The following is a 22,825-nucleotide window of genomic DNA, read 5'->3' on the forward strand; positions in this document are numbered from 1 at the left end:
AACCAGTTCACGATGGCGATCCACACCCGACCAACGGTCCGGGATCACTGCACGAACCGCCGACCGAGTGGCCCGCTCGATTCGTGGGGATCTCAATTCGTGGGGATATGACCCAGCAGCCAGTCGACCACATCCGAGAGCACTCGGTCGCGTTCCGGATCGTTGAAGATCTCGTGGTAGAGGCCCTCGTAGCGGCGAATGGTGAGATCGGAAGTCCCCGCGCCCGATTCGATCCGGTCGATGCTCGATGGTGCGGCGATGGCGTCGGCGGTGCCGTGCATGGCCAGGGTCGGCACCGTCAGCCGGTCCAGGCGCTCGCGCACCGTGGCGGCGGTGAGCAGGACTTCGACGGCGGTGCGGGCGGGTAGTTTGCCGCGGAACACCAGCGGGTCGTTGTCATAGGCGGCGACCACGGCCGGATCGCGGCTGATATCCGCCGAATCCAGTTTCAGCACGCCGATATTCGGCGCCAGTCGGCTCAGCGCCGATGCGGCCAGTCGCTGCACGGAATTGCCCAGCGGAATGTCCAGCGGCGGCGCCGAGACCACGATCCCGGCCGCGTCGAGTGGGGCCCGAGTCGCCAGATGAAGCACGATCAGCGCGCCCATCGAATGCCCGAGCACGAACCGCGGCACCCCGGGCGCCGCCTGTCCCGCCAGGTCGAGCAGGCGGGCCGTATTGTCCGCGGCATTATCGATCGACCCGATATTGGCGCGGGCCCCACCCGAGCCGCCGTGACCGGCGTGATCCAGCGCGTACACCGCGAAACCGGCCTCGTTCAACCGCTTCGCCACGTGCTCGTATCGGCCCGAGTGTTCGGCCGCGCCGTGCGACAGGGCGATAACCCCGCGAATATCTTGCTCGGGCAGCCAGGCGCGCCACACGATTCGGGTGCCGGCGCTGTCGAAGGTGCCGGTGTCCGCACGACCGGAAGGGGAAGCCGACTCGGCGCCGGCCGGGGTCGCGTCGGTTCCCGAGGTGGGTGCGGCGCTCACCGCCTGCTCCTCGGCGGCGGTTTCGGACTCCGGTGTCTCCCGATCGCTCATCCCTCGGCTCCCGTGTGCTGAAGTGTCGCGGCCGGCGGTTCGGTTGTCGCCGCGAGACGGTCGACGAGCCGCCGGTTGAAATCGATGAGTCGAGCGTAGTTCACCCGCGACAGTCGTTCGTCGGTTCCATGGATCCGCTCCAGGTCCTGTTGGGTGAGCAGGATCGGGGCGAAATTACAGCGGGTGCCGGCCAGGTCGTGGTAATGCCGGGAATCGGTCGCGCCGGGGACCAGGCCGGTGGTGATCGCGATCCCTGGTACGACGGTCTCGGCCAGGTCTGCGATCAGCGCGAACTCGGGGCCCGGCCGCTCCACCGGGGACGGTTCCGACGCCATCCCGACGACCTCGATCCGCACCCGCTCGTCGCGCACCGCCTTCCGGCAGTGGGTGAGCACATCCGCCACCGAGTCGCCGGGCAGAATGCGGAAATTGACCAGCGCCTCGGCGTGCTGGGGCAGCACGTTCGCCTTCACCCCGCCCCGGATCACCGTCGGGGCGGTGGTGGTGCGCACCAGTGCCTCGGTCTGCGGTCGCATGGCCATGATCCGCAGGATGACGGGGGTGGCGGCCCGAGCGAATCGCAGCAGCCGCCGGCGCGCGGCGGGCATGGCCGGACGCAGCCGGGCCAGCATGTCGAACACCACGGGTGTCACCCGCAGCGGCATCGGATGCTCCTGGATCCGGTGCACGGCCCGGGCCAAGCGGCCCACCGCGGTCGGCCCGTCCGGCATGGAGGAATGTCCACCCGTTTCGGTGACGGTCAGCCGCACCGTGGCGTATCCTTTCTCACCCAGCATGATCGTCGCCACCGGCCGCCGGATTCCGTCGGCGACGCCCTCGGTGATCACCCCGCCCTCGTCCAGCAGCAGATCGGCCCGCACCCCGGCCTCGCGCAGCCGACGCGCCATTCGCACCGCCCCCTCGGTGCCGAACACCTCCTCGTCGTGGCCGAACGCCAGGTACACGGTGTGCCGGGGACGCACTCCGTCGGCCAACGCCGACTCCACCGCCTCCAGGATCGCGATCATCCTGCTCTTGTCGTCGATCGCGCCGCGTCCCCAGATGAACTCCTCGTCGACCACACCCGCGAACGGGGGATGGGTCCAGCCCCGCGATTCGTCGGCGGGGACCACATCCTGGTGGGCGAGCAGGATCGCCGCCGTCCGCGAGGGGTCGACTCCGCGCCAGGTGTAGAGCCTGCTGTGGCCGAAACGCTCCAGTTCCAGTTCGGCGTGCACGCGGGGGAAGGACCGTTCCAGGTGCTCGGCCAGTCGCGCGAACTCCGCGTCGTCGGTGTCGGCGGGATCCTCCCGCGAGACCGTGGCGCAGCGCAGTGCCGTCGCCAACCGTTCGGCGGTCTCGGCGTCGACGGGGGTGATGTGACCGGTCATCGGACGGTGAGATCGTTCAGGTTCAAAGGCACCCTCGCATTGTCCAGTATCGCCGGGTCGAGGGCGACGGTCTGTTTCCCGAGCTGCTCGTGCTGTTTGGGGGTGAGCCCACTCGGCAGGTCGGCCGGCCGGACCGTGCGCAACACCGGCAGTTCGAGCTCGGCCGCCTCCACGTTCACCGGCGCGAAGACCGGGGTGTGCGCCCACTGGTCGTCCACCACATCGGTGATCTTCACCCCCAGTCGGTGCCCCGCCGGGATCAGCCAGTCGTGGCCGGTCAACTCGATCCGCGCGGTCTCCGACACCGGGGCGATACCTCGGGTGACAGCGATCCCGGTGTTGTTCGGGGAGATGTCGTAGACCTCGATCGCGACGGTGGCGTTCGCGGGGCCGTTCGCCCGCACGGTCGCCGTCGGCAGCCCGGACAGGTGCATATCCCGCGGCAGCGGCTCCGACACCGTCCAGATCTCCCGATCGGGGCCGGGGGGCAGCCCTCGATCCATATAGCGGCCGGTGCGCAGCGGGATCGGGACGCGCACCGCGTCCGAGGGCGGCCAGCTCTGCTCCGAACGCCACGCGCCGTCGGAACGCCCGACGGAGACCCGCGGTCCGGGAACCGTCACATCACGTCCGGCCACATGCCGGTCGAAGAAGGCGAGGATTTCGGGGTTGAAGTCGGGACCGCCGCACGGTTCGTGACAGTCGCGGTGCCCCCACATCCCGAACCACGCCTTGTGCTCCCCGGGGCCCTGCACCTTCCACACGTCGAACACCTTCCAGGGCCGGGTGTTGAAATCGCTGAAGCCCTGACCGAGGAACAGGGGAATGGTGTTACCCGCCATCATGGGGATCAGATTTCGGTCTCGCCAGAACGCGGTGTTGCCGTCGGGGTTCATGATCTGTTTCGCGTACTCGGCATAGCAGTCGACCGAGATACTCGCCACATTGGCGTGGTACTCGGGCGGGTCGGTGGGATGGCCGGGCAGGGCGGCGATGAGGGAATGCTCGTATCCCACCAGATAACCCGGTCGCACCCCGCGTTCGCTGACCGGCTTGATGGCGAAGCGCCAGGGAATTCCCTGCATATAGGCATAGGAGTAAGGGTCGGCGGTGGGCGCGAACGATGCGACGGCCGCCAGTCCTTTCGGTTTGGTCACCAGGCCCATCAAGGCGGCACGCCCCTCGTAGGAGAGACCGGCCAACCCCACCTTCCCGGTGGACCACGGTTGGCTCGCCGCCCACTCCACCGCGGTCTTCACATCCGAGCGTTCCCCCGGCCCGCCGTAGTCCGGACACCCCGACGACCCCCCGAATCCGCGCAGGTCGGCGATGACATAGGTGTATCCGGCCCGAAGGAACTTCTCCACATCGAGGTCGACCACCGTCGGTCCGCCCTCGAGCCGCGGTTCGGCGATGTACCCGCCGTGCGCCCGGTACGGGCTCACGGTCAGGATCACCGGGGTGCGGACGTCGTCGGCGAGCCCCAGCGGTCGCAGTACATCGGCGTGCATCCGCACCCCGTCGGTGGAGTCGAAGAACTCCTGCCACCAGCGGAACGGCAGTTGCGCCTGCGCCGGGGGCGCGTACCGAACGGCGAACGGCGTCGCGACGGCGAGCACGGTGACGAGCCCGAGCAGCAGCACCAGCCCGCGCGGCACAGATAATCGTGACATCACTCCATGGACTATCGGGGGTGCGGGGCCATTCCGTCCAGACCCAGAAACCGGGGACGCCGCGAGATCGGGTCGCGGTACGGGGCGAGGTGAGCGGGTTCGTCCCATGCATCGGACCGTGTCCCACGGCAACTATTCTGGGAACCATGGCAGCAGGTAAGCCCGACAAAGAGGCGAAAGCCGCGGCGAAAGCGGCGCGCAAGAAGCAATCGAAGGAACGTCGTCAGCAGCTCTGGCAGGCGTTCCAGATGCAGCGCAAGGAAGACAAACTGCTGCTGCCGCTGATGATCGGCGCACTGGTCGTCACCACGGCCGTCCTGGTCGGGATCGGTTTCGTCTTCGGCCTGCAGTGGTTCATGCTGCCGCTGGGGCTACTGCTCGGCGTGCTGTTCGCGTTCATCATCTTCGGTCGCCGGGTGCAGAGCACCGTCTACCGCCGGGCCGAGGGCCAGGCCGGCGCCGCGGCCTGGGTCCTGGACAATTTGCAGGGCAAATGGCGGGTGAGCAATGGTGTCGCCGCCACCACCCAGCTGGATGTGGTGCATCGGGTGATCGGCCTGCCGGGTGTCATCTTCGTCGCCGAGGGCTCCCCGCAGCGGGTTCGGTCGCTGCTGGCGCAGGAGAAGAAGCGCACCGCCCGCCTCATCGGCGACACCCCGATCTACGACGTGATCATCGGTAACGAGGAGGGGCAGGTGCCGTTGAAGAACCTGCAACGCCACCTCACCAAACTGCCGCGCAATATCGACACCAAGCGGATGGACCAGATCGAGGGACGGTTGAGCGCCCTCAGCTCCCGCCGGGGCGGCCCGGCGATGCCGAAGGGCCCGCTGCCGACCGGTGCCAAGATGCGGGGTGTGCAGCGCACCATCCGCCGTCGCTGAGCTCGCGGTCCGCTCAGCGGGCGCGCACCACGGCGGTACCGGTGGCCTGGTCGTGCATACCGCGTCCGTCCGCGTCGGTGAACAGGGCCGGTACCACGAACGCCAGTAGGATCTGTCGGGCCAATGCCCGGATGAATCCCACCGGCTCCGCCGCGTCCACCCGGATCACCCGCAACCGCAGGAAGTACTGTCCGGGGGTGAACCCGAACAGGGTCACCGCGCCGATCCCGATCAGCGCCCACACGAGCAGCGTCAGCTGCGATACCGCCCCGCCCTGCACGATGAGGGCGGAGATGCCGAGCGCGATCATCCAGTCGACGAACAGGGCTCCGATACGCCGCGCCGTCCCGGCCAGTGAGCCGACGCCCTCGCGCGGCAGCCCCAACAGCTCGCCCGCGTAGGTTCCGTTCGCCGAATCACCGGGATCGGCGGAGGGTCCGGAAAGCCATGATCCGGTGATACGTGCCATGTGCCCAGGATAGGCGGCCGACTCGACGGCATTCGGACCGGCGCGGGTCCGCGACCGGCACGACAAGGCCCTCGTGTGCTGTATCACCACCGCATGCACCCGCGATAGAGTTTCTGGTGCGCTCGACGAATGGTTCTTACACCACTACGTGGCCGGCGACACCTCCGCCACGACACGTGTAACACCGGCGAAACATGGACTTGACGACCGGGAAACACCACGTCCATAGCGTCGATTCGCGACGCCCTGCACTCGATACTGGCTGGGGAACCTGATTCCTATAAGGAGAACTAAGTGACGTTCAGCACGGCCGACGAGGTCATCAAGTACATCGCCGACGAGGAGGTCGAGTACGTCGACATCCGTTTCAGCGACCTGCCCGGTGTGCAGCAGCACTTCTCCATCCCGGCGAAGGCGTTCACCGCCGACCTTGCTGAGGACGGCCTGGCGTTCGATGGTTCCTCGGTGCGTGGCTTCCAGTCCATCGACGAGTCCGACATGCTGCTGCTGCCCGACTACAGCACCGCACGGCTGGACCCGTTCCGGGCCGCGAAGACGCTCAACATGAACTTCTTCGTGCACGACCCCTTCACCCGTGAGGCCTACTCCCGCGACCCGCGCAATATCGCCCGCAAGGCGGAGGAGTACCTGCGCTCCACCGGTATCGCCGACACCGCGTTCTTCGGCCCCGAGGCGGAGTTCTACATCTTCGACTCGATCCGCTACGACTCGGCCATGAACGGCGCGTTCTACAAGATCGAGTCCGTCTCCGGTTCCTGGAACACCGGCTCCGAGCTCAACCCGGACGGCAGCCTGAACCGCGGCTACAAGGTCCGCAACAAGGGCGGCTACTTCCCCGTGGCTCCCTACGACCACTACGTGGACCTGCGCGACAAGATCTCCACCAACCTGCAGAACGCCGGTTTCGAGCTGGAGCGCGGCCACCATGAGGTCGGCACCGCCGGTCAGGCCGAGATCAACTACAAGTTCAACACCCTGTTGCACGCGGCCGACGATCTGCAGCTGTTCAAGTACATCGTCAAGAACACCGCGTGGGCCGAGGGCAAGACCGTCACCTTCATGCCGAAGCCGCTCTTCGGTGACAACGGCTCGGGTATGCACGTGCACCAGTCGCTGTGGAAGGACGGTAAGCCGCTGTTCCACGACGAGGCCGGCTACGGCGGCCTGTCGGACCTGGCCCGCCACTACATCGGCGGCATCCTGCACCACGCCCCGTCGCTGCTGGCGTTCACCAACCCCACCGTGAACTCCTACCACCGCCTGGTCCCCGGCTACGAGGCCCCGATCAACCTGGTGTACTCGCAGCGCAACCGCTCCGCCGCGGTCCGTATCCCGGTCACCGGCAACAACCCGAAGGCCAAGCGCATCGAGTTCCGCGCCCCCGACTCCTCGGGCAACCCGTACCTGGCCTTCGCCGCCATGCTGATGGCCGGCCTGGACGGCATCAAGAAGAAGATCGAGCCGCTGGCCCCGGTCGACAAGGACCTCTACGAGCTGCCGCCGGAGGAGGCCAAGAACATTCCGCAGGCCCCCACCAACCTGGCGTCGGTCATCGACCGCTTGGAGGCCGACCACGAGTACCTCACCGAGGGCAATGTCTTCACCGAGGACCTGATCGAGACCTGGATCACCCTCAAGCGGGAGAACGAGATCGCCCCGGTCAACCTGCGGCCGCATCCGTACGAGTTCGAGCTGTACTTCGACGTGTAAGCCGTTTCGGCGGTCCGACCTGCGGCAGAGTGCTCACGAACCGCCCTCTGTCCGCAATGCGTCCGCAGTAGCGACAAGCGAGTCCATCCGTTTCGCGATCACTTCACCGATTGCGAAACGGGTGGACTCGTCCGTGTTCGGCCGCGATTCCGTCCGAGTTCGCTGTGACGTGGACCTACTCGGAGCCGGTCATGCCTTTTTGGGTCGGCCGGTCGGCAACATCCGGTCGCGGTCGAGGCCCATGTTGTAATCCTGGACGATCTGCTGCGCCATCGGCGTCGAGCGGGGCGCCGAGCCGCCACCGCTTTGCCGTTGGCGCACCGCGTTCTGCTGCCAGATGGCCGGCGGGCCTCCGCCCTTCGATACCTTGACGAGTCGCGCATCGTCTGCGAGTTCCCGGTTTCCGGGCCGGTCGAGGACCATGGCCACCGCTCGTAGGACGATATTGTCCCAGGTGCCGGCGTCGCGCCCCCATGCTCCGCTGACTATCTTCAATACTCGGGCGACCATTCCGGGCTTCTTGCCCATTGCCAGGAGGGCCTGGACGGCGCCGACTCGGTTCGTGCTCGGGGCGGCTACCACTTGGAGGTCGTTGCCCAGGGATCGCGCTTCCTCGTCGACCCGAATCGCTATGGGGTCGCCGGCCGTCAGGGAGACCCGGAAATTGTCGAACGGTCCGACCGGCTTGCGACGCTTGTTGGCGGCGAGGAAGAGCTTGGCCTCCTGCTGGATGGTCAGGCCTTCGTAAACCATTGTGTCCCGCAGGAAGTCGGGGCCTTCTTTGGCAATGCACGCCTGGTTGCCGTGCTGACCGTCGATGATCACCAGTCGGCCGTCGGCCCGTTTCGCGACCAGGGCCGGGAGAAGCTTTTCCACATCCCAGTCCTGGGTGATCCGCGCGGTCCGGGCAGCGATTTCCTCGCGCTGCATGTAGAGACGCCCGGTGTCCATCGATGGGTCGACGGTGAGATCCCCCACCCTGATCCGCTCGAACCTCTTGTCCATCTTGTTCCCACCTGCTCGCTCACACCCCGCCGGAGCAACTTCCTATCAGGCCAGGAAAATCCGTTGGCCTGGGCAATATTTCATGTCCAGAGGAATTGGAGGTCATTGCGCTGCGGCGGTGCGCATGTGCTCCCGGTGCCGGGTCTTGCGGGTCGGACCGCCGATGTCGAATGCGATGTCCGGTGCTGTCGACGATGCGAGCGCAGGATCGGTGCCGTCGGGTTTCCGGGATGAATCGCCGCGCGTGTTCGACTCCGATGCCGAGCTCGATATCGATCCTGTCGCCGCGGGGAGAGGCGCGTTGCCGACGAACGCATTGTCAATAGTGGGTACAACCGTATGGGGTCGACTGTCTATGGTGGTAGGTATCGCCGAAAGGCGTTGTCGCTTGTATCGCCGGAAGGGAAGCCGTGGTCGGCATGAGTGAGGGACCACCGAACTGGCTGTCGGCAGCGCGCGAGTATCGAGCTTCCGTTCCGCAGAGAACACCTATCGTTTCCTACCTCTTCGGGAAACAGGAGTCGTCGGAATCCGATTCCGGGCGCGGTGTTTCGACGGAAGATCCGAGAATCATGCATGGTCGGGTTTCCCCGTCGCCGCGGGCGGACGTCCCCGTCGACGAGCCGAACGACACCGCGTCCAAGCCGGAGAAACGCTCCGGCGAGCTCGACCACGTGTCCCCGCCGACCGGCGCGGCCGGGGAAGGCATCGAGCCCGCCCTCGATCCGATACCGCAGGCACTGGCCCTGGCTCAGGTGCGTAAGGACATACTCGCCGGTGGTTCCGGTATCGATCCGGCATCCTCCGGCAGGCTCGTGGCCGAGCGATTCGGTGTCGGCTGGATCGTGTATCCACCCGCGATCGGTGGGCAGCGCACCGCCACGATCTACTACGTCACCGACGACGGAGAGCTCGAAAGGAACTCTTCCGTGTCGGATCCATCCGCCTATCTCGAATACGTCGAGCAGCGGTTCTGGCAACGTCGGGCTCTGTTCGAGTAGACCACCCGGCCTCCGCGGTTCGCCGCGCCGACGACGCTGCCGCGAATCCGGCGTGCGGCGTCACGGTGGCGACATCGACTTCGGGCGCGTATGCGCCGTCCGCGACGGAGAAATGCTCTGGCGACCAACCGTGAAATCGGCGGGAAACTTCGTGCAATCCGGCCTCGCTCCTTGTTCTCGACTTGCGCCACCCACCCGCTACCTCTATGGTTCATTACATGAGTAATGAACCACTCAACCGAGGAAGGTGAGGCTCGGTGCTCGAGGACGGTAAGCCGCTCTTTCGGCAGATCGCGGAGATGATCGAGAACGCGATCATCGATGGATCGCTGCCCGAGGAGGCGCAGGCACCGTCGTCGAACGAGCTTGCGGCCTTTCATCGAATCAACCCGGCGACGGCGGCCAAGGGGCTCAATCAGCTGGTGTCCGACGGGATTCTGTACAAGAAACGAGGGATCGGGATGTTCGTGACGACCGGTGCGCGCAACGCGTTGCGGTTGCGGCGGAAGGAGAGTTTCGCCCAGCAGTACATCGATCCGCTTCTCGCCGAGGCGGACAAGCTGGGAATGGGTCGGGACGAACTCAAGACCATGATCGATCAGCGAGGTGGGGTGCTATGAGCGCCACCCGGACCGAACCCGTTTCGATCGCCGAGGACACGGTGGTGTCGGTGCGGGGTGTGACCATGCGATTCGGCTCCGTCACCGCTCTCGAAGACGTGAGCTTCGATCTGCGCGCCAACACCATCTACGGTCTGTTGGGACGTAACGGCGCGGGCAAGACCACGCTCATGCAGGTGCTCACCGGTCGGCAGTTCCCCACTTCGGGGGAGGTGCTCGTACACGGCGCCGTCCCACACGAGAACGCCCGGGTGCTCCGCGATGTCTCCTTCGTCAAGGAAAGTCAGCCGTATCCGCGTGAATACAAGGTCAAGCACGTACTCTGCGCCGCCCGGCACCTCATGCCGCACTGGGAGGAGGAGGTGGCGCAGCAGTTGCTCCGGGATTTCGACCTTCCGCTCGACCGTAGGGTCAGGAAGCTGTCGCGCGGTATGACGTCCGCGTTGGGTGTGGTTCTCGGGATCGCATCCCGGGCGCCGCTGACATTCTTCGACGAACCGTACCTGGGGTTGGATGCCGTCGCTCGGCAGCTGTTCTACGATCGGCTGCTCGCCGACTACGCCGAATACCCTCGGACCATCGTGCTGTCCACCCACCTCATCGACGAGGTCGCCGATCTGCTCGAACATGTGGTGTTGATCGACCGCGGTCGGATCGTCACCGATGCCTCCGCCGAGGAACTGCGCGCATCCGCACTCGCCGTCTCCGGTGCGATCGCCGACGTCGACGGTTTCGTCGGCACACGCCCGTGGCTGCGGCGGGATTCGCTCGGCAACCAGGCGCGCGTCGTGCTGCGGACCACCGATCGCGCCGACGATATCGCCCGCGCGAAATCCCACGGTTTGCAGGTCGAACCCGTTTCGCTTCAACAACTCATCGTGGAAACCACCACCGCGCACGACAAGGAGCAGCGATGACGGCCCGTGCCCTCTCCATCGTCCGTGTCCACACCGGGGCCTGGCCGTTCCTCATCGCCTGGCCGTTGGGAATCCTGCTGATCGCGTTCCTGATCCCGTGGACGATTTTCACTCTCGATCCGGTCGAAAACGCCGAGACCGTCGGAAGCGTCTATTCGACCTTCGGAATGATTTCGGCGTTCTATATCACCGCGATGACGCAGACCTTCCCGTTCGCGCTCGGACTCGGCGTCACCCGCCGCGATTACTTCGCCGCCACACTGCTGTGTGGCGCCGCGCAGGTGCTCGGGTTCACGGTGCTGCTGTGGGTGCTGTCGGTGATCGAGGGGGCCACCGACGGATGGGGCGTCGGAATGGTCATGTTCGGCCTCCAGGCGAAGCTGACCGACAATGCGCTGCTACAGCTCGGCGGTATCGCCGCGATGATAACCGTGGTGGTCGGGCTGGGTCTGTTGATCGGGGCCGTCCACCAGCGGTGGCGGGCGGTCGGTCTGTACACGATGTTCACCGGTGTGCTGGTCGTCGGGGGATCGGCCGCGATTCTGATCACCTGGCAGCAGTGGTGGCCGGAGATCGGCCGGTGGTTCGCCGATACCCCGCGCGTGGTCCCGATGGTCGTGCTGCCCGCGGTGATCGCCCTCGCCACGGTGGCGAGTTCCTGGATGGTTCTCCGGCGCGCGACGGTATAGCCGTTCGGGAGTCGGGAACAGGGGTTCGCGCCGAAGCTCCTCCACGGCCACGGAGGGGCTTCGGTATGTCCCGGTACCGATGATTCTCGGTCTGCGATGAATTTGCGGTCGTCACCCCGTCATCACCAAGGAACACGGACGAACGGCAACGTGAAACGAGGAGAACGATCATGGCGACCAAACCGCAGGGACCCGCGTCCTACTTCCCGTCCATCGAGGCCAAATACGGGCGGCCGATCGCGGAATGGAAGGCCGCCATGGCCGAGTCCGGCCTCACCCGACACATGGAGCTGGTGGAGTGGCTCAAAGCCGAGCACGGGTTCGGCCACGGGCATGCGAACGCCCTCACCCAGCACTATCTGCATCCGGAGAAGTGGGGCGCCTGACCTGTTTCTCGGCCGTCGCGAGGGCGGGTCCGAAGCCGGTGCGGCAGAAGGATTCGAAACGACGCCACGCGACGGCCGGTGGGGTCGGATCGGTGCGGTCGACAATGGTGCCGAGGACGCCGATCAGGGCCCAGGACAGGACGGTGACGGTGTCGGCGAGTTCGTCGGCCGGTATCCGGAGTCGGGCGGTGAAATGTTCTTCGAGGACGGTGGCGATACTGCGTCGATAGCCGCGTAGGGCGGTGGCGCTGCTCTTGGGGCCGACCAGGGCCCGGTAGATATCGGGGTAGCCGCCGGCCAGATCGATCATGATTCGCACGGGCGCCAGGGGGGAACGGTCGGGGGAGTCGGCGATCTCACGGCGCAGGAATTCGGTGCAGCTCACCACCAGCAGATCGTCCTTGTCTCGATAGTGGGCGTAGAAGGTGGAGCGACCGATATCGGCGCGGGCGATGATATCGCTGACGGTGACGCGCTCGTAGCCGCGTTCCAGCATCGATTCGATGAGTGCCAGGTGGAGGGCGTCTCGGGTGCGGCGGATTCGGCGGTCGGGGGCGGTCATCGGTGTCTTTCCTCGATGGACAATTTCGGTGGATCTGTTCGGAAACGGACGGTTCGGGTGGTTTTGATTCTGGTCGGCGTCGGGCGGGGCGCCGACCATGAAGCCATGTCAGTTACTCGATCGACTCACCCGCCCATGTTCGTCGACCACTCCGATACCGGCCTCGTCCTGGCGGGGATACGGCGCTACAACCTGTTCACCACCGTGTTCTTCCTCGGTCGACATCGTCGGCTCATCGACGAACTGGTGCGGACGAGTGGAGCGCGTCCCGGCGACGATGCCGTCGATATCGGTTGTGGGCCCGGGAAACTCGTGCGAGCCCTGGGTGCGCGGGTCGGGCCACGGGGCAGCGCGGTCGGTATCGATCCGTCCGCGGAGGCAGTGGCCTACAACAGTCGCCGCGACCACCGACCGAACCACCGCTACGTCCGGTCCTCGGCGCAGGAACTGCCGTTTCCCGACAACTCTTTCGACGTAGTGACCTGTACTTTCGTCATGCACCACATTCCCGAGTCGCGTCGGGAGGCGGCCCTGGCCGAGATGTGGCGGGTGCTGCGCCCGGGCGGGCGCCTGCTGCTCGCCGATACCCACCCCACCCGGTGGATGCGCGTGCTGTTCGCTCGCGGTGGGTCGCGGCACGGTGACGCGACCGATCACTTCGACGCGCTCGATATCAGGCGCTACGCCCAGGACCTGCGCATGCTCGGATTCACCGAACCCGAATACACCCGCATTCGTCATATGACCGGGACCCTGACCGCTACCAAACCATCCCAGGAGTGAGGGCCGGGGCATGGTTCGGGACGCGGCCGGTTCAGGTCAATGCCTCGGCGCTTTCCTTGCGGGCCCGTTCGGCGACGGCGGCGGGCATCGGTTCGTGACGGAGGTACTGCCGGGCGAACGATCCCGCCCCGTGGGTGAGCGAACGCAGATCCACGACATATCTGCTCAATTCGAGTTCGGGCACCTCGGCGCGGATATGGGTGCGACCGCCCTCGGCCGGTTCGGTGCCGAGGATGCGACCGCGGCGGGTGGACAGATCGCCGAGGACGGCGCCCAGATGTTCGTCGGGGATGGTGACCCGCACCGCGGCGACCGGTTCGAGCAACCGGGTTCCGGCCGCGGCCGCCGCCTCCCGCAGGGCGAGCGCGCCCGCGGTTTGGAAGGCGGCGTCGGAGGAGTCCACCGAATGCGCCTTCCCGTCCACCAGGGTCACCCGCACATCCACCAGCGGGTAGCCGGGGGTGACCCCGCGCGCCGCCTGTGCGCGGACGCCTTTCTCCACCGACCCGATGAACTGTCGCGGCACCGCCCCGCCGACCACCCGGTCGACGAATTCGATACCGGACCCCTCCGGGAGGGGTTCCACCTCGATCTGGCATACCGCGTACTGGCCGTGCCCACCGGACTGTTTCACATGCCGGCCGCGCCCCTGCGCCGGCGCGGCGAGGGTTTCCCGCAACGCCACCCGATACGGTTCGCAGTCCACCCGAACTCCGAACCGTCCGCGCAGTCGTTCCAACGCCACATCCCGGTGGGCTTCCCCCAGACACCACAGCACCAGCTGATGGGTGTGTTCATTGTGTTCGAGTCGCAGGGTCGGGTCCTCGGCGACGAGCCGGGTCAGGCTCTGGGAGAGTTTGTCCTCGTCGGCCTTCCCATGGGCTCGGATGGCGACGGGCAGCAGCGGTTCGGGTAGCGGCCACGGTTCGATGAGCAGTGGTTTCGCGGTGCCGGACAGGGTATCGCCGGTTTCCGCGTGACCGAGTTTGCTCACGAAGGCGATATCCCCGGCGACGGCCTCGTTGAGGGCGCGCTGCTGTTTGCCGATCGGCGCGGTGATACCGCCCACCCGGTCGTCGGCGTCGTGCTCGTGGCCGACGGTGTGCCCGCAGACGTGTATGGTGTCGTCGGCGTGCAGGGTGCCGGAGTACACCCGCACCAGCGATACCCGTCCCACATACGGGTCCGAGGTGGTGCGGATGACCTCCGCGGCCAGTTCCCCCGTCGGATCGCAGCGCAGCGGGGCCGGTGCGGCGCCGTTGCCCAACGGCCTCGCCGACAGCGGATGTTCGGCCGGTGTCGGAAATCCGGCGGTGATCAGCTCCAACACTTCGAGCGTGCCCAATCCCTGCGTCGCGTCCCCGGTGGCCGGGGCAGCGAACAGCACCGGGTGGAAACTGCCCCGCGCCACCGCCCGCTCCAGGTCGGTGATCAGGGTGGTGAGTTCGATGGGTTCACCGCCGAGGTAGCGGTCCATCAGGGTCTCGTCCTCGCTCTCGGCGATGATCGCCTCGATCAGCCTGTTGCGGGCCGGTTCGATCACCTCGAGATCCGTCGCGGACGGTTCGGTTCGCCGCCGGGTGCCGTCGCGGTAGTCCGCGACCCGCTGTTCGAGCAGTTCCAGCAGCCCCGCCGCCGGGCGATGCCCGTCCGGGGTCTTCTCCCCGTAGATGGGCAGGTGCAGGGGCAGCACCGTATCGCTCGCCCCGTCCGTCAACAGTGCTTGGCAGGTCTGGATCAGTTCCGCGTATTCGGCCCGTGCCGTGTCCAGGTGGGTCATCACGATCGCCCGGGGCATCCCGACCCGGGAGCATTCGGCCCACAGTTCCCGCGTGGTGCCCGCCACGCCTTCCACCCCGTCGGCCGCCGACACCACGAACAGCGCCGCATCGGCGGCCCGTAGTCCGGCTCGCAGCTCGCCCACGAAATCGGGGCATCCGGGGGTATCGATCAGGTTGATCTTCACTCCGTTCCACAGCACCGGAACCACCGACACCTGCACGGATCTGTGTTGTCGTCGTTCGATTTCGTCGTAGTCCGACAGGGAGGTGCCGTCCTCCACCCGTCCGGCCCGGTTCACCGTCCCGGTCGCCAACGCCAGCGCCTCCACCAGCGTCGTTTTCCCCGCCCCGCTGCTGCCCACCAACGCCACGTTCCGGATGCTCTCCGGCCGCTGCGCCCCGTTCGTCCGGTCCACCATGTCGCACGCTCCTCGGGTTTGACACGCGGTTACTTCGAGCTTCCCACGCAGGTGGAGGCACGTCCACGGTTCATCGGACATCCGCCGGGATCTGCTCGGTGCCCGGTCGCGCACCGGCATCGGGGCGGTGGCGCCCGCGGCTCTTTCCCCGAACCCGGGACACCGCATCTCCCGTCCGCCGGTCGCCTGCGTCCGGGCCACCTAATCGGTTCGGAAAGGCAGCACCTTCCACGGTATGCCGGTCTCACCTGCCGAGGCCAATGCCTGCACCAATGTGTCGGGCGGGTCGGAAGGGAAGATCACATGGTCGATATCGCCGACCTGTACCCCACCGTGAACCTGTGCCTCCACATATGCATGTGTCCGGAATTCCGGTGAATCGTACTGTCGATCGAGACCGGTCAGACATTGCCGATGTGGCATATCCGCGTTTTCCGGGAATACCCCGTAGGACCACGCGCTGGGGTTGAGTACCGGCGACGGCCGGGTGTGGTGCATATGTGTCACGGCGTCGCCCACGCAGGCGGTCGCACGTTCGACCACCTCCGGTTTCAGGACCACTTGGACATTGCCGTAGATGTCGAGGCTGTCGTTGTCGCGGTTGCCGGCGGGTTGTTCACCGTCGACCCGCAGGTATCCCGCCACCGGACGCTGTTCGGGTGGATGGTCACGGTCGTATCCGAACACCGACCTGTGCAAGGCTATGCGGGAACGGACCACATTGGAGCCCGGGTGATAGACGTCGAAGGCCGTCAGAAAGCGACCGTGCCGTAATACTCCGGCGAGTCCCTCGGGGGTGACCCGAACGGCGATGTCCTTGCCCGCGAACAATTCTCGTACCCGGGACTGCATTTCGGCGTGTGCCCGCACCGGATCCATACCGAGTTGTTCCGCCATTTCGTCGAGATTGCGGTGAAGCCAGTCGAATTGGTCGAGGTCGGCAACGTTCGGGAACTGCTCGTTCAGTTCTCTTCTCGCCCTGTGGTATTCCTCCAGGGAAGATGTCCGGGCGATTTCCAATACCTGCCGGTGTCGTTCGACCGCCTCGTACGGTGGTTCCGGGAGCATCGGATTCCACTCGCCGGCGGGGGGATTGTGAGCCGGTGGGCGCGGCAACCGGCTGCCCGTATTCGTGGGGCCGGGGCCACGGGAGGACGTGGGACGGAAGGTGGGATTCGCGCCAGGGGGTGAGGCGGATTGCGGCCCCCCGAACACCCGTATCCCCTGGGCCTCCAACCTACGGGCGAACTCGACGGTTTCCTGCGTGGTGCGGGAAGTCTGTTCGGAAGGCCGCCGGGCCACTTTCCCCATCTTCCGAATCATGTCCGTCAGACGCTGTGTGGCCTTGCCGAGAATTCCCCTGTGTCCCATCGTGCCATGTCGTTTCGCAACTATGTTTCGGATGGTTCTGCCGTGCAGAGTTCGAAGACAAGTGATGCACAAAAAGTCCGGCTCGTCGAGTGGACAGACACGTTAGGGCGCGGTCTTCTCAATTGCGCCGTTTGCGAATTCGCGAGTGACGGTGATATCCGAGGGCCGCACCCGGGGATCGGTGCGGGGCCGGTCGTATTCGTTTCGGCGAAGTGAGGTGCGCCGTGAACCGCGAGCGCGGAGCCCTACCCGCCCGTGCCGGACACGAAATTCGTATCCGGCTCAAAGCCGATGTGTCGCGGCGGGAACGCGGTGTGCGGCGAGATGCTCGAGCACCGCCTGATTGGACTCCCACCCGTCCGGGAACTTCACCGGCACCCCCAGATGCACCGGTTCCGCCGACGGGTGCGCGTCGAGCAGTTCGGGAATCCCCTGCCGGCCGACGATGATACAGGCGTGTCGATGCCGGGAGATGAGCACGCACAACCGACCCGCCTCCAGGTGGAAGGCACTGGCGTCGCGGCGTCCCGACAGCGGATGCAGCACCACGGTGACGTCGTATTCGCGTCCCTGCAACCGGTTGGCGGTGTCCACGGTGACCGTCTCGGCGGGGGTGCCGCGCAGGGCGGTGCGCACGGCCTCGGCCTGGTCGCGATGCGCGGTCCCGACGGCGACGCGTTCGGCGGTGACCGGCCGTTCCCCGTGCTCGGAGTAGGCGGTGGCGCCCCGTTCGAGCAGTCGACAGACCACGGCCGCGATGGCGGCCACGGCCTCGCTGTCGGTGCGCAACGTATGTCGCGCGGGTAGCTCGTACCAGCCCCACCCGCTCGCGGCCGCCTCGTCGAGCACAGTGTCCACCGGCCCGCGCAGTCCCCGGGTCGCGAACTCCAATCGCCGCTGCCTCGGTTCGGTGCCGGCGCGGAACGGGGCGAACGGGTAGAACGCCTCCGACACCACGGTCGCGGCGCTCGGCGGCAGCCGCCACGACACCGGCAGTCGGTGCGGCACGATCTCGGGATTGTTGGCGAGCATAACGGCGACCGCGCTCATACTGGGGTCCCAGCTCAGCCCGGCCCAGCGTTCGATATCGACGGTGGCGAAGGGGTCGAGTTGTCCGGGGTCGCCCACGAACAGCCCGCGATCGAACCGGTTCGCGATGCGCAGCAACATGTCCGAACGCATCTGGTATGCCTCGTCGATGATCGCCCACGACCAGGTGCCCTCGTCGATGGTCGCCCATTTCGCGGCCGTGCCGATCACGAGGGTGCGGTCGGTGAGGTCGGCGGTGCGGCCGGAGATACGGACGTTCGGGCGCAGCACCCGATCGCTGGGGACGTATCCGCTGCCGGAAAGCCGGCCGATGCGCAGCTGTGGGTCCGCGGCGGCGAGGCGTTCGATGAGGTCGTCGACCTGTTCGTTGGTCTGCGCCACGATCATGCGCTGTTCGCCGTCCTCGGCGAGTTGTCGGGCCGCGCGCACCACCAGGGTGGATTTGCCCGCGCCCGGGGGCGAGTCGACGACCAGCGCCCGCTGCCGTGGGTCGCGCAGGTCGGCGAGGATATCGCGGACGGTTTCGTCGGCTGTCCTCATGGCCGCTCCTCGGCGGCGTCGCGGACGGGTGTGGATGCGGCCGGGGGGTCACCGGGCGCCGTCATGACCATTCCTCCTCGGACTCGGCGTCCGGTGTCCATTCCGGCGGTGGCCCGCCGTGGGTCCAGGGTGTTTCCTCGGGTTCGGGCAATTTGGTCGGGGCGAAGGACGCGTTGGGGGAAAACCGGGCGAAGCCGACCGAATCCCCCACCTCCGGGACGGTTCCGGGCGGTGGGGTGCGCCCCCGACCCATACCGCCGGACAGTTCCAACACGATCGTGTCGTCGTCGACGGCAACGACCTTCCCCTTCTGTTTGGGTCGTTCGATACTGTGCAGCTCCTCGTCCACCGCGGCCCGGAACGGGTCGGTGGTGCGAACCCGGACGAGCGGCCGCAGGACACTGCGTCCCTTGTCGGTGGTGCCGGTGCGGGTCGGGTCGCTGTCGAGGACCGTGCCCCGGAACGCCTCCCCGGTGAGTCGGTGTTCCAGCAGCACTCGCGGATCGTCGAAGGCCCGCTCGGCCTGGAAGGCGTCGAGCGCGCGTTCCCGATTGAGCAACCGCCGCACCGCCGATACCGCCGAATCCCGCCGCGCCTGCGGCACCCCCTCCGGAATGGAGGCCGCGAACCACGAGAACGCACCCCGGTCCTTGCTCCACCGCCGCTGCACGCTCGCGCCTTCCGGCAATGCCCGTAGCAGTTCCACCGCCCGCCACATGAGCCGCCAGGTCGGTTCGAGTTGGCCGCGCAGCGCGCGTTCCAGCCGCTCCACCGCGACGGTCACCGCCCGTTTGTCGCCGGCGTTGTCGTAGGCGGCGATCAGCGGGGCGAGTTCCTCGTTGTCGAAGCCGGGGTCGGTGGCGGGTCCGGCGGGCGGGGACCGCAGCGGGTCCTCGGCGAGCGTCGCCGCCTGTGGGCCGGTGAGCCCGTCGGGCGGATCGATCCAGCCGAGCAGCGCCGCCAGGTTCCCGTCCTCCAGGGACGACTGCCCCGATGCCCAGTGCGTCGCCAATACGGAGGTCATCGGCAGCAGGACGTTCGAGCCGGGATGTTCGGCGCGTTCGGCGAACCAGGTGAGCCACCGCCCCAACAACGGCAGTGTTTCCGGCACCGCGTTCGGGCCGTCGGTGCGATGGAACCGCACCGAACGTCCCAGCATGCGCAGGAATTCCACTCCGCCCGGGTTCGGCACCAACAGTTGCGGCGCGTCGCTGTAGAGCGGCCAGGTCTCCTCGGTCTTCTTCGTGACCGTCTCCTCGACCCGGGTGCATCGGGAGGCGATATACGGCAGCACCAGATCGGCCAGTTCCCCGATGAACCGCAACCGCAGCACCCGGTCGCGGGGCTGGGCCACGATGAGCACGGTGGCGTCGTCGGGCGCGGAGCCGACCATGATCGCCAGCGGCGCCGCCGCCTCCCCGGCCAGTCGCAGCGGCACCAGCACCAGCGGTCGCTGCGACAGGTGATAGTGCCGGAAATCCGCGAGCGGTTGCGCGCGTTGCGCCCGCACCGCCTCGACCCGGGCCAGCGCGGTGAGCACACTCATCCGGCGATCTCCACCCGCAGCCGGTGCGCGGTGCGCAGGACCTCGGCGATATCGGCGTGTTCGGGGCCCGGGGTCAATGATCCGTCGGCCAGGCCGAGCACGGTGTCGATATGGTCGATTCCGCCGAGATCGTCGCAGATACCGCGGCCGAGACTGTCCACCGATCCGCAGGCGCGGGCCTCGGCCCGGCACGCGAATGCCAGCTCGCACCCGGACATACAGTCCGGCGCGTACCGGGACGGAATGGCGGCGAGGGTTTCCGACAGCCGTTGCCCGGGTTCGAACGAACCCCATTCCGGGACCAGGTCGATCAGTTCGCTGATGGCGGTGAGTCGCGACAGCTGTCGGGAGATCACCGCCAACTGTTTGCGCAGATCCACCAGCTCGGCCGTGGGGCGGTTGGTGAAGTCCTTGGCGCACACCAGGATCGCGTGATGCGACACCATCCGGTCGGGATCCTGGCCCAGTTCGCGCATCATCTCCCGCAGCGCCAACACATATACTGCCGACTGCCGCGCCGCCGCCGCGACCTGTGCCGGATCGGCCTGTCCGTCGACCACCGGGAACGATTTGATCTCCACCACGTGGAACTGCCCGTCGATCTGCAATGCCACCACATCCGGTTCCAGATACGCGGGTGCTCCGGCGATCTCCAAACGCAGCATCGGATGGTCGAAGAGGGTGCCCTCCCCGGCGGTGATCGCATGTCCCAGCAGTTGTTTGGTGCGCTGATACCGCACCGCGTTGCTCGTGTTCTCACCGACGGTCGCGAGATCGTGGTAGCCGACCTCCGGAATGGTCAACCCCAGCTTTCCGCGCAGCAGCGCCAACAGTTCGGCGCAGCCGTTCTCCTTCACCATGGCCTCGAAGGCGTTACCGCGGGTGATGGCGAACGATGACTGGCCGAACTGTGGGGGATGGCCGAGCGCCCGCGCGATCGCCGCCTTGTCGACCGCCGCCGCGTCGAGCAGCGCGCGGCGGGCGCAGCCGGGATTCGCGGTCAGGGCCGCAATGGTGCGGGCATTGTGTCGGGTGGTCGGCGCCGCACCGCGTAGTCGGTCGAGTTGCGCCGCTAAAGTCGTCATATCGCCTCGTTTCGTCGCCGGGCGGCCAGGCCGAGCCGGACACCGAACAATTGCGCGGCGGGTTCGTCGAGCTGGTCGGCCGCGCGTCGGGCGGCCTGTTCCCGCTGCTGTTGGTCTTCGTATCTGTGCACGTCGAGTTCGCGTTGCGCGGCCTCGATCACCGTGGCCGGATCGAGGTCGTCCATTCCGGTGGTGGCACCGGGAATGGACGAGGCCAACCGCCACAGCACCCGCCGGCCGGCGGGGGAGGGCTGCTCCGCGCCGGCCAGGTGGTCGGCCAGGCGGATGGCCGAGGTCAACAGGTCGACTCGGGGGCTCAATGGGCCCACCATACGTCGCGGCAGCGGCCAACTGCTCACCGCGAGCAGTCCCCGGGCCGGAGCGAGCAGGTCGGTGGTGAGGGCCGAGCAGATGTAGTAGGGACGGGAGTAGGGGGCGGCGCGAAAGGAACGTTCCTCGTCGCGGCGGAGGCTGGTGAGCCGGGCGGCCACGAGCGTTCCGGAGAAGAACGCCTCGTGCACCGCCAGCACCAGTTTCGGGGCCGAGGGGACCGAGAGCAGCGTCAGCGCGCGGTGTACATGTTCTCGGACCGGGACCACCGGTGGGGCCTGATCGGGTTCCGGTGGTTCCGGTTCGCCGAGGATGACGGCGTCCCAAGCGCTTTCCGTGCGACGGAGTTCGGCCCGGAGCCGACGCGCCGTGGTTCGGTCGCCGCCGGCGGCCGCGCGGCGGATTTCCGCGCGCAGGATGGCAATTCGTTCCTCCAGCTCTTCGGCCGCCTCCGTCACGGGAGTGAATGTAGAGCCATCTTCCAGCAAAGTCCAGTAAATGCCAGTGAATACCGGATATTCCGGGACCGCCGCATTACGAACCGGTTGGCGACACGTCGGGTTCGGGGACCGGATTTCGACCCGAAACATCGGCGGATATCTCCACGTCCGGCGACATTCCGGCCCGGTTTTCGTGAGTCGTCCAAGGCTGTGCCGGGCGGCCGCGGGGCGGTCGATCACCGCGGCCGGCGGTGGCGATCAACACTCCCACCACCACGGCCGCGCCGCCGAGCAGTTCGGCGACACTCACGGTTTCGCCGAGTAGCGCATAGGCGGCGCTCATCCCCACCACCGGAACCAGCATGGAAAAGGGGGCGACAATACCGGCCGGATGGCGGGTCATCAGCCACGACCACGCCCCCGATCCCGCGATCGTCCCGAACAGCACGGTGTAGGCGAGACCGAGCAATGCCGGGATCATGGTCGGTCGGTCCCAACCGGTGAGCGCGGCCCCGATCCGTTCGGGTCCCTCGACCGCCAACGCGAGCGCGAGCATCGGCACCGGGGGCACCACCGACATCCACAATGTGAAATGAAGCGGGTTCGGCGCCTTGGCCCGCGCATTGCACAGATTGCCCACCGCCCAGGAGAACGCACCCAGAAGTACCAGAAGGAACGGTGCCAGTGCGGCCGGTCCCTCGGCGCGCTGCCATCCCACCAGCGCCAATCCTGCGCAGGCGAGCAGTACCCCGGCGGCGGCCCGCGGACGCAACCGGTCGCGCAACAGCACCGCCCCCAGGATCACCGTGAACGGCGCCGAGGCCTGGAGCACCAGCGATGCGAGGCCCACCGGCATACCGGCCGCCAGGCCCCAGTAGAGGAACAGGAATTGCAATGTTCCGAATCCGAGCCCGTAACCGATCAGCCATTTCGTCTCGACCCGCGGGCGCGGCACCAACAGCACGGTCGGAATCGCGAGCACCACGAACCGCAGGGCGACCAGGAAAAACGGTGGGAACTGCCCGAGTGAGGCATCGATGGCGATGAAGTTCAATCCCCACGAGACGGCGACGGCCGTGGCGAGGAGACGATGACGAGCGGGCATA

21 protein-coding genes are annotated in these 22,825 nt (G+C 67.1%); 8 read left to right on the top strand and 13 right to left on the bottom strand.

What is annotated here, in order from left to right; all coding sequences use genetic code 11:
- Positions 1-92 precede the first annotated feature (92 nt).
- Genes ON32_RS07475 through ON32_RS07485 form a run of 3 tightly spaced genes read right to left on the bottom strand, consistent with a single transcriptional unit; the run spans position 93 to position 4,110 of the window.
- Positions 93-1,046, bottom strand: a complete 954-nt coding sequence (locus ON32_RS07475; protein ID WP_083874169.1) for an alpha/beta hydrolase — start codon at positions 1,044-1,046, stop codon at positions 93-95.
- Positions 1,043-2,437, bottom strand: a complete 1,395-nt coding sequence (locus ON32_RS07480) for a M20/M25/M40 family metallo-hydrolase (RefSeq protein WP_040789938.1) — start codon at positions 2,435-2,437, stop codon at positions 1,043-1,045. Before ON32_RS07480 ends, ON32_RS07475 begins: the two co-directional genes overlap by 4 nt.
- Complete coding sequence (locus ON32_RS07485) at positions 2,434-4,110, bottom strand: CocE/NonD family hydrolase (protein ID WP_040789940.1); 1,677 nt, start codon at positions 4,108-4,110, stop codon at positions 2,434-2,436. The genes ON32_RS07480 and ON32_RS07485 overlap by 4 nt, the downstream gene beginning before the upstream one ends.
- A 146-nt stretch (positions 4,111-4,256) precedes the next feature.
- Between ON32_RS07485 and ON32_RS07490 the strand changes: the two genes are divergently transcribed.
- Positions 4,257-4,994 (top strand): DUF4191 domain-containing protein, encoded by a 738-nt coding sequence (locus tag ON32_RS07490; protein WP_040789942.1) that lies wholly within the window; start codon positions 4,257-4,259, stop codon positions 4,992-4,994.
- A 13-nt stretch (positions 4,995-5,007) separates the two neighbouring features.
- On the opposite strand, the gene ON32_RS07495 is transcribed toward ON32_RS07490, so the two are convergent.
- Complete coding sequence (locus tag ON32_RS07495) at positions 5,008-5,463, bottom strand: RDD family protein (protein ID WP_040789944.1); 456 nt, start codon at positions 5,461-5,463, stop codon at positions 5,008-5,010.
- 294 nt (positions 5,464-5,757) lie between these two features.
- On the opposite strand from ON32_RS07495, the gene glnA reads away from it, so the two are divergent.
- Positions 5,758-7,194, top strand: a complete 1,437-nt coding sequence (glnA, locus tag ON32_RS07500; RefSeq protein WP_040789946.1) for a type I glutamate--ammonia ligase — start codon at positions 5,758-5,760, stop codon at positions 7,192-7,194.
- Positions 7,195-7,383: 189 nt separating this feature from the next.
- Here the strand turns inward: glnA and ON32_RS07505 are convergent, their stop codons facing one another.
- The gene (locus ON32_RS07505; RefSeq protein WP_040789948.1) at positions 7,384-8,199 is read right to left on the bottom strand and encodes a DUF6551 family protein; all 816 of its coding nucleotides are present in this window, start codon (positions 8,197-8,199) and stop codon (positions 7,384-7,386) included.
- A 572-nt stretch (positions 8,200-8,771) separates the two neighbouring features.
- Between ON32_RS07505 and ON32_RS07510 the strand changes: the two genes are divergently transcribed.
- The 5 genes from ON32_RS07510 (at position 8,772) to ON32_RS07530 (ending at position 11,812) form a co-directional block, all read left to right on the top strand.
- Entirely contained in the window at positions 8,772-9,200 is a 429-nt protein-coding gene (locus tag ON32_RS07510) for a hypothetical protein (protein ID WP_040789950.1), read from the top strand.
- 299 nt (positions 9,201-9,499) lie between these two features.
- Positions 9,500-9,820: a GntR family transcriptional regulator gene (locus ON32_RS07515; RefSeq protein ID WP_373284280.1), complete on the top strand. Its 321-nt coding sequence runs from the start codon at positions 9,500-9,502 to the stop codon at positions 9,818-9,820.
- A complete protein-coding gene (locus ON32_RS07520; RefSeq protein WP_040789954.1) occupies positions 9,817-10,737 on the top strand; it encodes an ABC transporter ATP-binding protein in 921 nt (306 codons plus the stop codon). The genes ON32_RS07515 and ON32_RS07520 overlap by 4 nt, the downstream gene beginning before the upstream one ends.
- On the top strand, positions 10,734-11,426 hold the full coding sequence (locus ON32_RS07525; protein ID WP_040789955.1) for a hypothetical protein: 693 nt from the start codon (positions 10,734-10,736) through the stop codon (positions 11,424-11,426). The genes ON32_RS07520 and ON32_RS07525 overlap by 4 nt, the downstream gene beginning before the upstream one ends.
- Positions 11,427-11,596: 170 nt before the next feature.
- Positions 11,597-11,812, top strand: a complete 216-nt coding sequence (locus ON32_RS07530) for a DUF4287 domain-containing protein (RefSeq protein WP_040789958.1) — start codon at positions 11,597-11,599, stop codon at positions 11,810-11,812.
- Here ON32_RS07530 and ON32_RS26940 read toward each other — a convergent pair.
- Positions 11,772-12,374, bottom strand: a complete 603-nt coding sequence (locus tag ON32_RS26940) for a TetR/AcrR family transcriptional regulator (RefSeq protein WP_051132977.1) — start codon at positions 12,372-12,374, stop codon at positions 11,772-11,774. The two genes, ON32_RS07530 and ON32_RS26940, sit on opposite strands and share 41 nt — an antisense overlap.
- 105 nt (positions 12,375-12,479) lie before the next feature.
- Here ON32_RS26940 and ON32_RS07540 point away from each other — a divergent pair, with 105 nt between their 5' ends.
- On the top strand, positions 12,480-13,157 hold the full coding sequence (locus ON32_RS07540; protein WP_245550862.1) for a class I SAM-dependent methyltransferase: 678 nt from the start codon (positions 12,480-12,482) through the stop codon (positions 13,155-13,157).
- Positions 13,158-13,188: 31 nt separating this feature from the next.
- Here the strand turns inward: ON32_RS07540 and ON32_RS07545 are convergent, their stop codons facing one another.
- The 7 genes from ON32_RS07545 to ON32_RS07575 all read right to left on the bottom strand — a co-directional run bounded on the left by ON32_RS07545 (position 13,189) and on the right by ON32_RS07575 (position 22,824).
- Positions 13,189-15,357 (bottom strand): elongation factor G-like protein EF-G2, encoded by a 2,169-nt coding sequence (locus ON32_RS07545; protein ID WP_040789961.1) that lies wholly within the window; start codon positions 15,355-15,357, stop codon positions 13,189-13,191.
- 201 nt (positions 15,358-15,558) lie between these two features.
- Positions 15,559-16,425: a hypothetical protein gene (locus tag ON32_RS07550; protein ID WP_040789963.1), complete on the bottom strand. Its 867-nt coding sequence runs from the start codon at positions 16,423-16,425 to the stop codon at positions 15,559-15,561.
- Positions 16,426-17,010: 585 nt separating this feature from the next.
- On the bottom strand, positions 17,011-18,318 hold the full coding sequence (locus tag ON32_RS07555) for an AAA domain-containing protein (RefSeq protein WP_040789965.1): 1,308 nt from the start codon (positions 18,316-18,318) through the stop codon (positions 17,011-17,013).
- Between the two features lie 61 nt (positions 18,319-18,379).
- Positions 18,380-19,864, bottom strand: coding sequence for a hypothetical protein (locus tag ON32_RS07560; protein WP_040789967.1), 1,485 nt, complete (start codon positions 19,862-19,864; stop codon positions 18,380-18,382).
- A complete protein-coding gene (locus tag ON32_RS07565) occupies positions 19,861-20,949 on the bottom strand; it encodes a hypothetical protein (RefSeq protein ID WP_040789969.1) in 1,089 nt (362 codons plus the stop codon). The genes ON32_RS07560 and ON32_RS07565 overlap by 4 nt, the downstream gene beginning before the upstream one ends.
- Positions 20,946-21,737 carry a hypothetical protein gene (locus ON32_RS07570; RefSeq protein WP_040789971.1) on the bottom strand — a complete coding sequence of 264 codons (792 nt, stop codon included), beginning with the start codon at positions 21,735-21,737 and terminating at the stop codon, positions 20,946-20,948. The genes ON32_RS07565 and ON32_RS07570 overlap by 4 nt, the downstream gene beginning before the upstream one ends.
- A gap of 76 nt (positions 21,738-21,813) precedes the next feature.
- The gene (locus tag ON32_RS07575; protein WP_083874172.1) at positions 21,814-22,824 is read right to left on the bottom strand and encodes an EamA family transporter; all 1,011 of its coding nucleotides are present in this window, start codon (positions 22,822-22,824) and stop codon (positions 21,814-21,816) included.
- Position 22,825 lies beyond the last annotated feature (1 nt).

The sequence above is a fragment of the Nocardia paucivorans NBRC 100373 genome, assembly GCF_000308675.1.
Lineage (GTDB): Bacteria > Actinomycetota > Actinomycetes > Mycobacteriales > Mycobacteriaceae > Nocardia > Nocardia paucivorans.

Excerpts from the sequence above, each read along its gene's own strand:
- ON32_RS07560 (WP_040789967.1), bottom strand. The coding sequence starts at position 19,864 with ATGAGTGTGCTCACCGCGCTGGCCCGGGTCGAGGCGGTGCGGGCGCAA.
- ON32_RS07495 (WP_040789944.1), bottom strand. The coding sequence starts at position 5,463 with ATGGCACGTATCACCGGATCATGGCTTTCCGGACCCTCCGCCGATCCC.
- ON32_RS26940 (WP_051132977.1), bottom strand. The coding sequence starts at position 12,374 with ATGACCGCCCCCGACCGCCGAATCCGCCGCACCCGAGACGCCCTCCAC.
- ON32_RS07520 (WP_040789954.1), top strand. The coding sequence starts at position 9,817 with ATGAGCGCCACCCGGACCGAACCCGTTTCGATCGCCGAGGACACGGTG.
- ON32_RS07555 (WP_040789965.1), bottom strand. The coding sequence starts at position 18,318 with ATGAGGACAGCCGACGAAACCGTCCGCGATATCCTCGCCGACCTGCGC.
- ON32_RS07490 (WP_040789942.1), top strand. The coding sequence starts at position 4,257 with ATGGCAGCAGGTAAGCCCGACAAAGAGGCGAAAGCCGCGGCGAAAGCG.
- ON32_RS07505 (WP_040789948.1), bottom strand. The coding sequence starts at position 8,199 with ATGGACAAGAGGTTCGAGCGGATCAGGGTGGGGGATCTCACCGTCGAC.
- ON32_RS07475 (WP_083874169.1), bottom strand. The coding sequence starts at position 1,046 with ATGAGCGATCGGGAGACACCGGAGTCCGAAACCGCCGCCGAGGAGCAG.
- ON32_RS07540 (WP_245550862.1), top strand. The coding sequence starts at position 12,480 with ATGTCAGTTACTCGATCGACTCACCCGCCCATGTTCGTCGACCACTCC.
- ON32_RS07510 (WP_040789950.1), top strand. The coding sequence starts at position 8,772 with ATGCATGGTCGGGTTTCCCCGTCGCCGCGGGCGGACGTCCCCGTCGAC.
- ON32_RS07515 (WP_373284280.1), top strand. The coding sequence starts at position 9,500 with ATGATCGAGAACGCGATCATCGATGGATCGCTGCCCGAGGAGGCGCAG.
- ON32_RS07530 (WP_040789958.1), top strand. The coding sequence starts at position 11,597 with ATGGCGACCAAACCGCAGGGACCCGCGTCCTACTTCCCGTCCATCGAG.
- ON32_RS07575 (WP_083874172.1), bottom strand. The coding sequence starts at position 22,824 with ATGCCCGCTCGTCATCGTCTCCTCGCCACGGCCGTCGCCGTCTCGTGG.
- ON32_RS07525 (WP_040789955.1), top strand. The coding sequence starts at position 10,734 with ATGACGGCCCGTGCCCTCTCCATCGTCCGTGTCCACACCGGGGCCTGG.
- ON32_RS07545 (WP_040789961.1), bottom strand. The coding sequence starts at position 15,357 with ATGGTGGACCGGACGAACGGGGCGCAGCGGCCGGAGAGCATCCGGAAC.
- ON32_RS07485 (WP_040789940.1), bottom strand. The coding sequence starts at position 4,110 with ATGTCACGATTATCTGTGCCGCGCGGGCTGGTGCTGCTGCTCGGGCTC.
- ON32_RS07550 (WP_040789963.1), bottom strand. The coding sequence starts at position 16,425 with ATGCTCCCGGAACCACCGTACGAGGCGGTCGAACGACACCGGCAGGTA.
- ON32_RS07480 (WP_040789938.1), bottom strand. The coding sequence starts at position 2,437 with ATGACCGGTCACATCACCCCCGTCGACGCCGAGACCGCCGAACGGTTG.
- ON32_RS07565 (WP_040789969.1), bottom strand. The coding sequence starts at position 20,949 with ATGACGACTTTAGCGGCGCAACTCGACCGACTACGCGGTGCGGCGCCG.